The sequence below is a fragment of the Cupriavidus sp. CuC1 genome (assembly GCF_044627735.1).
Lineage (GTDB): Bacteria > Pseudomonadota > Gammaproteobacteria > Burkholderiales > Burkholderiaceae > Cupriavidus > Cupriavidus ulmosensis.
Map to the genome: position 1 here is coordinate 1 of NZ_JBIUHC010000031.1, position 12,974 is coordinate 12,974.

Annotated in this window: 10 protein-coding genes and 1 pseudogene; 8 read left to right on the forward strand and 3 right to left on the reverse strand. The window is 67.5% G+C overall.

Annotation, left to right across the window (positions count from 1 at the left end):
- Nucleotides 1-76: 76 nt before the first annotated feature.
- Together ACGLHR_RS15585 and ACGLHR_RS15590 are read right to left on the reverse strand one after the other, a co-directional pair.
- A pseudogene (locus ACGLHR_RS15585) lies at nt 77-1,084 on the reverse strand (rhodanese-like domain-containing protein); the annotation flags it as partial.
- Nucleotides 1,085-1,134: 50 nt separating this feature from the next.
- The gene (locus tag ACGLHR_RS15590; RefSeq protein WP_400094975.1) at nt 1,135-1,758 is read right to left on the reverse strand and encodes a cysteine dioxygenase; all 624 of its coding nucleotides are present in this window, start codon (nt 1,756-1,758) and stop codon (nt 1,135-1,137) included.
- Nucleotides 1,759-2,040: 282 nt separating this feature from the next.
- Between ACGLHR_RS15590 and ACGLHR_RS15595 the strand changes: the two genes are divergently transcribed.
- The 3 genes from ACGLHR_RS15595 (at nt 2,041) to ACGLHR_RS15605 (ending at nt 6,703) form a co-directional block, all read left to right on the forward strand.
- Entirely contained in the window at nt 2,041-3,069 is a 1,029-nt protein-coding gene (locus ACGLHR_RS15595; RefSeq protein ID WP_400094977.1) for a tripartite tricarboxylate transporter substrate binding protein, read from the forward strand.
- Between the two features lie 28 nt (nt 3,070-3,097).
- Nucleotides 3,098-4,330: a succinyldiaminopimelate transaminase gene (gene dapC / locus ACGLHR_RS15600; RefSeq protein WP_400094979.1), complete on the forward strand. Its 1,233-nt coding sequence runs from the start codon at nt 3,098-3,100 to the stop codon at nt 4,328-4,330.
- A 105-nt stretch (nt 4,331-4,435) separates the two neighbouring features.
- Complete coding sequence (locus ACGLHR_RS15605; RefSeq protein ID WP_400094981.1) at nt 4,436-6,703, forward strand: rhodanese-like domain-containing protein; 2,268 nt, start codon at nt 4,436-4,438, stop codon at nt 6,701-6,703.
- A gap of 514 nt (nt 6,704-7,217) precedes the next feature.
- Here ACGLHR_RS15605 and ACGLHR_RS15610 read toward each other — a convergent pair.
- Nucleotides 7,218-8,228, reverse strand: coding sequence for a tripartite tricarboxylate transporter substrate binding protein (locus ACGLHR_RS15610; RefSeq protein ID WP_400094983.1), 1,011 nt, complete (start codon nt 8,226-8,228; stop codon nt 7,218-7,220).
- Nucleotides 8,229-8,455: 227 nt separating this feature from the next.
- Between ACGLHR_RS15610 and ACGLHR_RS15615 the strand changes: the two genes are divergently transcribed.
- From ACGLHR_RS15615 to metC, 5 genes are read left to right on the forward strand one after another with little or no spacing between them, the layout of a single operon-like run.
- On the forward strand, nt 8,456-9,304 hold the full coding sequence (locus ACGLHR_RS15615) for a transporter substrate-binding domain-containing protein (RefSeq protein WP_400094985.1): 849 nt from the start codon (nt 8,456-8,458) through the stop codon (nt 9,302-9,304).
- A complete protein-coding gene (locus ACGLHR_RS15620) occupies nt 9,304-10,050 on the forward strand; it encodes an amino acid ABC transporter permease (protein ID WP_400094987.1) in 747 nt (248 codons plus the stop codon). Before ACGLHR_RS15615 ends, ACGLHR_RS15620 begins: the two co-directional genes overlap by 1 nt.
- Nucleotides 10,037-10,849, forward strand: a complete 813-nt coding sequence (locus tag ACGLHR_RS15625) for an amino acid ABC transporter permease (protein ID WP_400094989.1) — start codon at nt 10,037-10,039, stop codon at nt 10,847-10,849. Before ACGLHR_RS15620 ends, ACGLHR_RS15625 begins: the two co-directional genes overlap by 14 nt.
- Entirely contained in the window at nt 10,836-11,693 is an 858-nt protein-coding gene (locus tag ACGLHR_RS15630) for an amino acid ABC transporter ATP-binding protein (protein ID WP_400094991.1), read from the forward strand. The genes ACGLHR_RS15625 and ACGLHR_RS15630 overlap by 14 nt, the downstream gene beginning before the upstream one ends.
- Before the next feature lie 34 nt (nt 11,694-11,727).
- Nucleotides 11,728-12,945 (forward strand): cystathionine beta-lyase, encoded by a 1,218-nt coding sequence (gene metC, locus ACGLHR_RS15635; RefSeq protein WP_400094993.1) that lies wholly within the window; start codon nt 11,728-11,730, stop codon nt 12,943-12,945.
- Nucleotides 12,946-12,974: the final 29 nt, after the last annotated feature.

Here is a 12,974-nt window from a genome sequence, read left to right on the forward strand (position 1 = left end):
GAGTCTGCGCATGGCTGCCTCTCCATTAGAGTAACCACGCAATCATACATGCTGCAATACTTATGTCGTCATGTTTAGCTATCACCGGTGCGCGCACGCCATCGTCGTCGAACACGATCACGCGGCTGCCGCGCACGCCGATGTACTGGTCGGTGGTCTGCACCAGCTGGCCACCGGGCGCATGCCGCGCGCCGTCGATCGATCCTTGCGCGAACTCCTCGGCGGTGCGGATATCCAGCAAGTAGGTGGTGCGGCTGTCGTCGTCAAGCCACTGCTGCGCCTGCGCGGCCGACAGCGCGGGCAGGCCGGCGCGCTGCAGCAGCCGCGCCGAACGCGCGCGCGCCTCGGCCAGCTCGCTGGCTGCCGGGGCCGGCGGGTAGCGGCGCTGGCTGCCGTGCTCGAGCGCATGGCCGGCCAGGTACCAGCCCTGCGTGCCGTTCTCCAGCGCCAGCACGGGATTGGGCAGGCCAAGGTTGTGCAGCGTCTGCGCGCCGATGATGCTGCGCGTGCGGCCGGCGCAGTGCACCACCACGGTGGTCTGCGCATCCGGCACCAGTGCTGCCAGGCGCAGGGCCAGCTCGCCGTTGGGCAGGCTGTGCGCGCCGGGGATGGTCATCTTCTGGTGCTCTTCGAAGGTGCGGCCATCCACCAGCACCAGCGGTTCGCCGCTGTCGCGGCGCGCCACTAGCTCGGCAGCGCTCAGGCGCGGCGTGTGCTGCTGGTGCTCGACCAGTTCGCCAAACGTCTTCGATGGCACGTTGACGCCCCTGAACAAGGTATAGCCGGCCGCGGCCCACGCCGCAGCGCCCTCCGCCAGCAGCGTGAGATTGCCGTAGCCCAGGTCAGCCAGCCGCTGTGCTGCCCGCTCGGCCACGCCGTCGCCGTCGTCGAACAGCACGATGCGCTCGGCCAGGCGTGGCGCCAGGCGGGCAACATCAAGCTCCAGCCGGCTGTAGGGCAGGGGCACGGCGAAGAAGGGATGGCCCTCGCCATATTGGCCGTGCTCGCGCACGTCGAACAGCGCCAGGGGCTGGCCGTCGTTAAGCCAGCCGCGCAAGGTGACGGCGTCGATGGATTGGGTCATGGAGTGCTCCGCGTGAACAAGGGATTGGGGCCGTCGTCTTGGTCGCAATGTCAGGCTGCGGCTTTTTCGCTGCGGTTCAACTGGGTGGCGTTGTAGTTGACGATGCGCCCGGTTTCCAGCTCCACGCCGATGCGTCCAGTCAGCGTTTCGAGCGGCCGGCCATAGAGGTGGAAGTGCAGCGTGGGGGCGTCGCCCACCACGTGGATGCTGTGGATGTCCTGCGGCAGGAAGCTGATCGGCGTGCCCGGGCGAACCACCAGTTCGCGCTCCAGTTCGATGCTGGCGTGTTCGGGGTTGCTGCCGTCGTCGGTGCGTCGGTAGACGCGGTTGAGCTCATCGCCTTGCACCGCCACGATCACGGCCCACGTGTCATGGTTGTGCGGGATGGTCTTCTTCCCCGGCACGATCGAGTTGAGATAGAGCGCCGGCAACTGGCCTTCCTCGCTCAGGCGGTAGCGGGTGGAGGTGGTAGTGCCGTCGCTCGGCGGCGGGAAGTCGGCAAAGCCGAACAGGTCTTTCTGGTCGGCCAGTTTCTGCAGGGCGGTGGTTACCTGCCCGAGCGTGGCGCGATCCACTTCGTTGTGCGCCGTCAGTGCGCTGACCTCGGCGAGGGTGGCGGCAATGGCCGCATTACGCTGGTTTTGCTGGCTGGTTTGGCTGGTTTGGGTCGTCATGGGGGAAATCCTCTTATGAGTGCGATGCCGTGGCAGGTGGCGGCCGTGCTCCACTCTACGGAGTGCCGGGCCGTAGAAGAACTAACAATATCGCCGATGCATATTCGGTTTTGCTCCGGCACAAGGCGGCACAAGGCGGCACAAGGCGGCACAAGGCGGCATAAGGCCTGCGGCCGCGCATCACGCATTGCATTACCAACGGCGGAAAGATTCGTTGCCGTGGCCCGGGGCCGGCTCCTAGAGTGGGTCGCTAGTTCATACGGCACCCGCCAGGGAATCACCATGCTCCGCAAGCCCTTTTTTGCACTCTCAGCGCTCCTGCTCTCCACGCTGGCCGCCGGCCCTGCGGTTGCCGCCGCAGACCCGGCGACCGACGCATGGCCGTCAAAGCCCATCCGCTACGTGATCCCCTGGCCGGCCGGCGGCAGCGCGGACCTGTATGGCCGCGTGCTGGCGCGCGCGCTCAGCAAGGTCACCGGCCAGCCGGTGGTGATCGAGAACAAGCCGGGCGCGACGGGCTCGATCGGTGCGGAGGCGGTGGCGCGCGGTGCGGCCGATGGCTACACGCTGCTGCAGGCCAACAACGTGGTGATTGTCGGCAACACCGTGCAGAACAAGCACCTTGAGCTCAAGCCCTTGCGCGACCTGGCCCCGGTGGCAGTCACGCTGGAGTCGCAGGGCGTGATCTTCGTCAACGGCGAGCTTGGCATCCGCTCCTTCCAGGCCTTGCAGGCCAGGGCGCGTACATCGGGCGAGCCGATTGCCTTTGGCTCGTCGGGGCCGGGTTCCATCTCGCATTTGTCGGTGGAGCAGATCAGCAAGCATTTCGGGCTGAACCTGCTGCACGTGCCTTACAAGGGCACCGGCCCGCTGTATTCCGACCTGCTCGCCGGCCATGTGCAAGTGGGCATGGTCGACTATGCGCTGGCCGAGCCGCAGGTCAGGAACGGCCGCTTGCAGCCGCTGCTGGTGATCGGCTCGCACCGGCTGGCAGCGCTGCCCAATGTGCCGAGCACGGCGGAGTTGGGCGTGCGCGAGCCGGATTTCGGCGGCTGGAGCGGCATCTTCGTGTCGCCCCGCACGCCGCCGGCGCGCATCCAGGCCATCAGCCAGGCGCTGGCGCGCGCGCAGGCCGAGCCCGAGGTGAGGGCGTTCACGGCCAAGCCGGGCAACCGCGCGATCTTCCTTGGCAGCGCCGAGGCGCGCGGACGCATCGCGCGCGATGTGGCCGCCTGGGAGCGCTATGTCAACGGCAGCCAGGACAGCACGATCGCGCGCAACGACAAGCCAGAAGGCGCGGGCAATCGCTAAGGCGCCGCACCCCAATGAGAGAACCAGCATGAGCCAACCACTGCACGAACGCCTGCAACCCTATCCCACGGAGAAACTGCAGGCGCTGGCGGCGCAAACGCCGCTGCGTACCAGCCTGCCGCCGATCAGCTTCAGCTGGGGCGAGCCGCAACATGCCACACCGCGCCTGGTCGTGGAGGCGCTGGCCGAACACGCTGGCAGCATCGGCCGCTATCCCAAGGTCGCTGGCAGCGACGCGCTGCGCGAGTCCATCGCCGCCTGGATCGCGCGCCGCCACGGCGTGGACGGCCTCGACCCGGCGCGCGAGATCGTGCCCGTCAACGGCGCCAAGGATGCGTTGTTCAGCCTGGCGCAAGCGGTGCTGCGCGCCAACCGGCCGCAGGATGGCGCGCCGGTGGTGCTGGTCAGCAATCCCGGCTACCAGGTCTATGAAGGCGCGGCGCTACTGGCCGGGGCCGAGCCGTATTACCTCGACATCGACCCCGCGCAAGGGCTGGCCGCCGCGTTCGATGCGGTGCCCGCGCACATCTGGCCGCGCGTGCGGCTGGCCTACCTGTGCTCGCCGGACAACCCTTCCGGCCGCGTGTACGCGCTGCCCGACTGGGAGCACGTGCTGGCGCTGGCCGAGCGGCACGATTTTCATATCGTGTCCGACGAGTGCTACTCCGAGCTGTACTTCGATGAGGACGCGCCGCCGCTGGGCGTGCTGGCCGCGGCCCGCGCGCTCGGCCGGGACCGCCAGCGCATCCTGGCCGTGGCCAGCTTGTCCAAGCGCTCCAACGCGCCCGGCCTGCGCTCCGGCTTTGTGGCAGGCGACGCCGATGTGCTGGAGTGCCTGCGCCTGTACCGCAGCTATTCCGGCGGCGTGCTGAGCCCGGCAGTGCAGGGCGCCAGCATCGCGGCCTGGCAGGACGAGGCGCACGTGGTGGAAAACCGCCGCTTGTACCGTGAGAAATTTGCTTTTGCCATTCCACGGCTGCAGCAGGTAGCCCGCCTGCTGCAGCCGCAGGCGGGCTTCTTTGCCTGGCTCGACATCCGCGCCAGCGGGCTGGACGACGTGGCCTTCACGCGCGAGCTGCTGGCCGAGCAGAACCTTGCCGTGGTCCCGGGGACCTTCCTGGCGCGCACGGTGAATGACCACAACCCCGGCGCGGGCCATGTCCGCATTGCGCTGGTGGCCGGTGCCGAGGAATGCGCGCAGGGCGTGGAGCGGCTGGTGGCCTTTGCCCGCGAGCGGAAGCCCGTGGCGGCTGCGGCATGATGCCCGCGCCAGGCACGGCATAACGATCTGCGATCTGATTCGTTAGCGCCCGGCGCAACTTCTTTTAGGCTCCAACTTGCCCAGAATTTTCAAGAGCTTCTCGCCATGACCATTACCGACCTGTCCCAGACCTTGGCCGACGCCGACCCCGCCGCTGCCAGCCACGTGAGCGGCGCCCGCGCCGCAGCGGTGGCCGCCTTCATCGCCCGTGCTCGCGAGATCGCAGGCGGGCACGCCGCCGACAAGACGCCGCTGGCCGCGATCGCCGACGAACTGGTGGCGCTGGCCGGCCAGGCGCATCTGTTCCCGCCGGCGCATTTCCCCGTGGATGCGGCCCGGCCCGCCGCGATCTACCGGCTGGCGGAAGACCCGGACGGCCGCTTCGCCTTGTTCGCCTCCGCCGGCCTGCCGGGCAAGGCGCAGCCCCCGCACGACCACACCACCTGGGCGGTGATTGCCGGCGTGCGCGGTGTTGAGCGCAACGTGATCTTTCACCGCAGCCAGGGCAGCAAGCCCGGGCTCGACACGCTGGAGCCGCTGCGCCAGCTCGACGTACAGGCGGGCAATGCCATTACGCTGTCGCCCACCGATGTGCACACCATCGAGCTGATCGGCGACACACCTGGCCTGCACCTGCACTTCTACGGCCTCACGCTGGCTCGCCTGACCGAGCGCGTAAAGTTCGACCCCGCGCCCGAGGGTGGCACGCAATACAGCTACCGGACCTTTGCCGCACCGGCGCTGATTCGCCATCCGCTGGTGAGCCCGGCCGCGCTCAAGCGCGCCATTGCCGAGGGGGAGGAACTGGCCGTGCTGGACGCGCGGGAGGAGGGCGCCTTCGCGCGCGAGCACCTGCTGTTCGCCGCGCCCGCGCCGCTGGGCCGGCTCGAGACCACGATCGACCGGCTGGTGCCGCGCCGCACCACGCGCATCGTGGTGACGGATCTGGTTGAGGATATCGCCCACGCTGCCGCCGCCAAGCTGCTGCGCGTTGGCTATACCAACGTATCCGTGCTGGAAGGCGGCACGCGTGCTTGGCAGGCCGCCGGCTATGAAATCTTCAGCGGCACCAACGTGCCCAGCAAAGCCTTCGGCGAAGTGATCGAGCACGAGCTGCAGACCCCGTGGATCACCGCCGAGGCGCTCAAGCTGCACCAGGAGCGCGGCGACAACGTGGTGGTGGTGGACAGCCGCCCCTTCACCGAGTTCCAGAACATGAGCATTCCCGGCGCGCTAGACTGCCCGGGCGCGGAGCTGGTCTACCGCATCGGCGAGATCGCACCCGATCCCGAGACGCTGGTGGTGGTCAATTGCGCCGGCCGTACGCGCAGCATCGTGGGCGCGCAGACGCTGATCAACGCCGGCATTCCCAATCGCGTGGTGTCGCTCAAGGACGGGACCATGGCATGGCTGCTGGCCGGCTACCAGCTCGACCACGGCCAGACCCATTTCGCGCCGCAGCCCGGCGAAACCTCCCAGGCCGCCGCGAGTGAACGCGCTGCCCGCGTGGCGCAGCGCGCCGGCGTGCAACATATCGATGCGGCGCAGCTAGCCGCCTTCGCGCAGCAGGCGAGCGAACGCACGCTGTACCGCTTCGATGTCCGCTCGCCCGAGGAATACGCCGCAGGCCACCTGCCGGGCTGGCGCAGCGCCCCCGGCGGCCAGCTGGTGCAAGCCACCGACGCCTACGCCGGCATCCGCCGTGCCCGCATCGTGCTGGCTGACTGGGACGGCGTGCGCGCACAGATCACGGCAGCCTGGCTGGCCCAGTTCAGCGGCCACGAGGTCTATCTGTTCCGTCCGGCACCGCTGGCACCGCGCGAATCCGGCCCGGAGCCCGTGCGCGTGCTGCGCGCCTCCGAAGTGGAAGCGCCGTGGATCGAAGCCGCATCGCTCAAAGCGCAGCAAACGCAGGGCGGGGTCACGGTGGTGGACGTGGATAGCAGCCTGGCATTCCGACGCGCACATGTGCCCGGTGCATGGTTCGCTACGCCGGAGAAGGTATCGCTGGCGCTGGAGCATGCGGGTGCCGACGACATCATCGTGGTGACGTCTTCCGATGGCGTGCTGGCGCAATCCGTCGCTGCAGAATTGCGTCGCACCAGCCAGCGCGACGTGCGCGCACTGCTAGGCGGCAACGCACGCTGGCAAGCACTCGGCTTGCCAGCGGAATCCGCCGAGGCCGGCGCTGCCGCGGCAGCGAGAGTGCTTACCGGTGACGAAGACGCGTGGTACAGCGCCTACGCTTACGAGGACGAAGGCCGCCGGAAGTCAGAGATGCACGCCTACCTGAACTGGGAAATCGGCCTGGTGGATCAGCTCAAGCGCGATGGGGACTTGCCGGTTCGGCTGGTGGATTACAGGCAGCAGTAGGCGCAAGGGCATCGCTTCGGCGAGCGCCCGCCCTCTCCCCCGGCCCCTCTCCCACAAGTGGGAGAGGGGAGCCAACCAGCGGGAAGCGAACGGATTCGCAAGCAACAGCGCAACCGCCAAATCCAGGTTCTGTGTAGCCGTGTGAAGCGCCCCCAGGCGGGGAACACCCAAGCGCGATGCGAAGCGAGCCGTCAAGGTGTGCCAAGGCCGTATGGGGCGCCTCGGGATTTCACGAAAAGAGCGGAAAAGAGGGACCCATGTCTGAGTATCCTCAAGGCGATGCGAGTTTGGGTCCCGGCCGCTCTTTTCGTGAAATCCCGAGGGGGTGTCGCCCCATCCGGCGCGCTTTTTTGCCTACTTTTTTGGCAAGCGGCAAGACAAAAAAGTAGGTCGCCGCCCCGCAGGGGTGGTGAAACTGCAGTTGCTTTTGACCTTGACGTTAAGCAGTTGCAGTTGCAGTTGCAGTTGCAGTTGCAGTTGCAGTTGCAGTTGAGCCAACCCAACCCAAAGCCCCTCACCGCAACGATATCCCCGAAGCCGCAATGACCAAAGCATACTTCGGCAAATCCCGCGACAACGTAGCATCCAGCTCCTGCGCCGAAGACCCCACCACCACATAGCCAGCATCCTCCAGCTGGCTACGCGTGGCCGGCACATTGAGCACAGCCGCTACATCGCGACTAATGCGATCCACCACGACCGTCGGCGTAGCCGCAGGCGCAATCAGCCCCTGCCAACTCTCTACGGCAAAACCGGTAGCGCCAGCCTCCGCCATGGTCGGCACCTGCGGCAGCGCCTTCGAGCGATAAGGCGTGGTAACCGCCAGCGCGGTCAGCCGGCCGGAGCGCACGTAATCGGTCACCGCCGCGAGCGTGATCAGCGTGGCGTCGATGTGCCCGCCAAGCAGGTCCACCGTGGCGGGCGCGCCCCCGGCGTAGGGAATGTAGTTGACCTTGATGCCGGTCTGGCGAGATAGCATTTCATGGGCCACGTGGGCAATGCCGCCATTGCCCGGCAGGCCAAGCGTGACCTCGCCAGGCTTCTTGCGTGCCAGCGCGATGTAGTCCTGCAGGTTGCGCACGCCAAGATCCGGCCTGGCGACCAGGATCTGCGGATTCACCACAGCCTTGCTGACACCGCGAAACGCGTGGCTCGTATCGTACGGCAGCGTCTTGAACAGCGAGGCGTTCAGCGTCACGCCTTCGCCGCCCAGCAGCAAGGTGTAGCCGTCCGGCCTGGCCCGCGCCACCTGCGCGGCGCCCATGGTGCCGCTGGCGCCCACTACGTTTTCCACCACCACGGGCTGGCCCCATTTCTCGCTGAGCTTGAGGGCCAGCGTGCGCGCGAGCTTGTCGGCGCTGCCACCGGGTGCCACCGGCACCACGATGCGCACGGGACGCGCGGGGAAGGTCTGGGTCTGCGTGGCCTCCGTGGCATGGCTGTAAAAGGGTACGCCCGCGATGGCAGCCGCGGCGGCGGCGACGGGCAGGCAGAGGAGGGTGCGGAGCAGGGTGCGACGTTGCATGACGGTGTTGCCGGAGGCGAATCGAGCGCAAAGCTTAGAAAGCGTGGCCCACGCCGCCAACGAATCTTTCCGCGCATGGATATGCGGCCACGCTGTGCTGCCGCGGGGCAACGGAGATCGCATAACGATCGGCTCTTTTATTCGTTCCCTGCCCGTCGGCGCTTGCGTACAGTTTGTCGACTGCATCACACAAACCGCGACTTAGCCAATAAGAACTCGAACACACCATGACCCGCACTCTTTCGCTGCGCTCCCCGCGTCCTCTCGTCTTCGCTGCCGCCATGCTGGCCGGTACCTTCTTTGCCGGCGCCGCGCAGGCCGACGCCACGCTCGACAAGATCCGCCAGCGTGGCAAGATCGTGGTCGGCATCATGCTGTCCGGCAGCGCCTTTGGCTCGATCGATCCCGCCACGCAGAAGCCCGTCGGCTTCAACGCGGACCTGGCGCAGGACCTGGCCAGGCAACTCAATGTGGAGCTGGAAACGGTGCAGGTGCAGCCGTCCAACCGCGTGCAGTTCCTGCAGCAGGGCAAGGTCGACGTGCTGATCGCGGCGATGGAATACAACGCCGAGCGCGGCGAGCAACTGGGCCACGTGCCCACGCCTTACTACCGCGTGGGCGGCGCCGTGATCGTGCCCAAGCAAAGCGATATCCGCCGCTGGGAAGACTTGAAGGGCAAGACGGTGTGCATCTCGCAGGGCAGCAGCTATACGCGGCCGGTGCAGGTGGAATACGGCGCCATCCCGAAGGGCTTCAAGGGCTCGGCGGAATCGCTGCTGGCGCTGCGCGGCGACAACTGCGCTGGCGCCGTGCACGACAACACGCTGCTGCAGCCGCTGGTGCGCGGCAACCCGGAATGGCAGAACTACCGCATCGTGCTGCCGGAACTGAACCCGGCGCCGACCGTGATCTGGACCCGCAAGGGCGAGCAGGACACCATCCAGGCGGTCGACCGCATCGTGCAGAACTGGCACCGCAGCGGCTGGCTGGTTGCCACCGAGAAGAAGGCTGGCATCCTGCCGCCGTCGCCGGCGCTCACCGAGCTGCACGACAAGTTCAAGGGCGGCCGTTCCTGATGGAAGCAGCGATTGCCTGGTGGATCGATGCGGCGCACCGCATCGGCTTGAACTATGCGTTCCTCGCCGATGCCTATGACCGCAGCGCATTCGTGCATGGTGCCTGGGTGACCATCCAGCTGGTGCTATGCACGCTCTCCGGCAGCCTGGTTGCGGGGGTGGGGATGGCGGCGTTGCTGACCTCGCGCAGCCCGGTGCTGGCCGGTGCCACGCGCGCCTTTGTGGAAGTCACGCGCAACACGCCCACGCTGGTGCAGCTGTATTGCGCCTTCCTGGTCTTGAACATGCTGATCACCCATGCCTTGCAGGACGCGCAGCGGACCAATCCGCTCACGCCGTTCCTCTGGGTGGTGGTGGTGCTGTCGCTGCACAAGGGCGTGTTTCATGCCGAAGCCTTGCGCGCCGGCATCGAGGCCGTGCCCAAGGTCACGCTGGAAGCGGCGGCGTCGCTCGGCTTCGATCGCCGCACATTGCTGTGGCGCGTGCAGTTGCCGCTGGCGGTGCGCTTCGCCCTGCCGGCCCTGGTCAACAACTCCGTGGAGCTGGTCAAGGCCACGGCGGTGGCGTCCGCGATTGCGGTGGGCGATATCACCTACGCCTCCATCATGATCTGGACCCAGCGCGACAACGTGCTGGAACTGATGGTGCTGTTGCTGCTGTTCTTCGGCCTGCTGACCTGGGTGGTCAGCCAGGCGGGCAGCTGGCTGGAACTTCGACTGAGGATGCCCGGCTATGGCGAGCGCTGATTCTACTGATCCCGCTTTCCCGGCGGCGCCGGCTTGGTCGCGTGCCGGCCGTTACTCGGGGCTGCTATGGCTCCTGCCGCTGGTGGCGGTGGCGTTCGCCGCTACCCGCCATCCGGACCTGGCGCGGGCACTGGCCAGCGCCTGGCAATGGTCGCCGGCGCTGGTGCGCGGCTTCCTGGTCAATATTGGCGTGAGCTTGCTGGCGATTGTGCTGGGCACGGTCGGCGGGCTGCTGGTCGGCGCGCTGCGGTTGTCGCCGGTGGCGTTGCTGTCGCGCCCGGCGCATCTGTATGTGCAGGTGTTCCGCAATGCGCCGTGGCTGGTGCTGATCTATTTCTCCACCTACGTCTTCCCGTTCGAGGTGAATATCGGCAGCCATATCGTGCCATTCCCCGACTGGTTCAAGGTGGTGGTTGGGCTGGCGCTGCCGGCTAGTGCCAATGTGGCCGAGGTGCTGCGCGGAGCCGTGCAGTCGATCCCGCTCACGCAGTGGGAGGCGGCCAGCTCGATGGCGTTCTCGCGCTGGCAGATCCTGCGGCTGATCATCGTTGCGCAGTGCGTGCGGCGCATGCTGCCGCCGTGGATGAACCTGTACGCGACGCTGACCATGGGCACCGCGCTGGCCTCGCTGGTGGGCGTGCACGACTTGCTCGATACCGCGCAGATCGCCAGCAATACCGTCAACCAGACCGCGTTTACGGTGCTGATCTATTTCACCGTGCTGGCGATGTTCTTTGCCTGGTGCTACCCGATTTCGCGCTTCACCCGTTTCCTGGAACAAAAATATGCTGTTGCCTGAACATAGCGGCGGACCCGTATTGTCCGCGGTCCCCACGGCGGCCGCGCCGCTGGTAGCGCTCAAGGATGTGCACCTTGCCTTCGGCGGCAACCCGGTGCTCAAGGGCATCGACCTGGAAGTGCGGCGCGGGCAGGCGGTGTCCATCATCGGCCCGTCCGGCTCGGGCAAGTCCACCATCCTGCGCTGCATCACCGGCCTGCTGGAGCCGCAGCAAGGCACGGTCACTGTTGGCGGCGTCTCGGTGCGCGAGCTGCGCAGCGAGGCCGAGCGCATTGCGCTGCGCAAGCGCGTGGGCTTTGTCTTCCAGCAGTACAACCTGTTTCCGCACCTGACGGTGCTGCAGAACCTCACCATCGCGCCGTTGCGCGTACTGGGCCGTGGCCGCGCCCAGGCGGAGGCCACCGCCATCGAGCTGTTGCGCAAGGTTCGTCTGGCCGACAAGGCGGGCGCGTATCCGGGCGAGCTCTCCGGGGGCCAGCAGCAGCGCGTGGCGATTGCCCGCGCGCTGGCGATGGAGCCCGAGCTGATCCTGTTCGACGAGGTGACCTCCGCGCTGGACCCGGAGACGGTGGGCGAGGTGCTGACCGTGATCGGCGACCTGGTCGAGGAGGGGCTGACCTGCCTGCTGGTGACGCATGAGATGCGCTTTGCCGAGGAGATCAGCGACGAGGTTTATTTCACCGAGGGCGGGCGGATTGTCGAGCATGGCCCGGCCCGCCGCATCTTCAGCGCGCCGCAGAGCGAGCGCACGCGCGCCTTCCTCAACCGCTCGCTGGGCGCGGCACCGCGCGCGCAGGCCGATCCCTTCGTCTTCTCCTTCGACAAGCTGCGCTTCGCCGTTTGAGCGCGGCCCAAGCCAATCACCCTATCCAGGAACCATGAGCCATCATCGCGATACCCAACTGATCCACGCCGGCACGCCGCCCTTTGTCCAGGGCCACGGCCCGGTCAATGTGCCGGTGGTGCGCACCAGCACCGTGCGCTTCGAGAACTCGGACGCCTATGACGATGTCCGCGCGCGCCATGCGCGCGGCGAGCGTGTCAGCTCCTATGGCCGCCAGGGCATGGATACGCACCGCGCGCTGGAAGACGCGATTGCCGGGCTCGAAGGCGGCAACCGCACCTTCCTGGCGCCCTCGGGGCTGGCAGCGATCTCGCTGACCTTCCTGGGGCTGCTGTCGCCGGGAGACCATGCGCTGGTGGTGGACAGCGTCTACGCGCCGGTGCGCAGGCTGGAGCAAACGCTGTTGCGCCGCCTGGGCATCGAGGTCAGCTACTTTTCGCCCAGCCGGGACGATGTGCAAGCGCTGATCCGCCCGAACACGCGCTTGCTCTACCTGGAGTCGCCCAGCTCTCTGTTGTACGAGGTGCTGGACCTGCCGCGCCTTGCGCAGATCGCGCACCGCCATGGCGTGGTGGTGGCCACTGACAATACGTGGGCTTCCGGCCACGTGCTGCAGCCGCTGGCGCTCGGCGTGGACGTATCGATCCTGGCATCGACCAAGTACATCAGCGGCCATTCCGACCTGATGCAGGGCGCGGTGGTGGTCAAGGACGAGGCGCTGGCGCGCCGCATTGCCGACGCCTACGATGGCTTCGGCCTGGCTATCAGCGCGGACGATGCCTACCTGGCGCTGCGCGGCATCCGCACGCTGGCCGTGCGGCTGGCCCAGCACCAGCGCAATGCCTTGGCGGTGGCGCAGTTCCTGGAAGCGCATGAGGCGGTAGGGCGGGTGTTCTATCCGGCCTTGCCCTCGGATCCGGGCCACGCGCTGTGGCTGCGGGATTTCTCGGGCGCCAACGGGCTGGTCTCGTTCGCGCTGCCCGCCGCCGACGTGGCGGCGGCGCGCAAGCTGGTGGATGCGCTAAGCTTGTTCGGGCTGGGGGCTTCGTGGGGCGGCTATGAAAGCCTGGTGCAGGTGGCCGCGCCGGAGCGCCTGGCGGAACACTCGTACTGGCGTGGCGCCGAGCCGGTGATCCGCCTGCATGTCGGGCTGGAAGCGTCGGAGGATTTGATTGCCGACCTGGAGCAGGGGCTGCAGGGGGTGGCGAGCGCGGTGCCAGCATCAAGGCCGCAACGGCGCGCAGCAGCCTGAGGCCAAAAAAAGAAGCGGGACGGGTGATT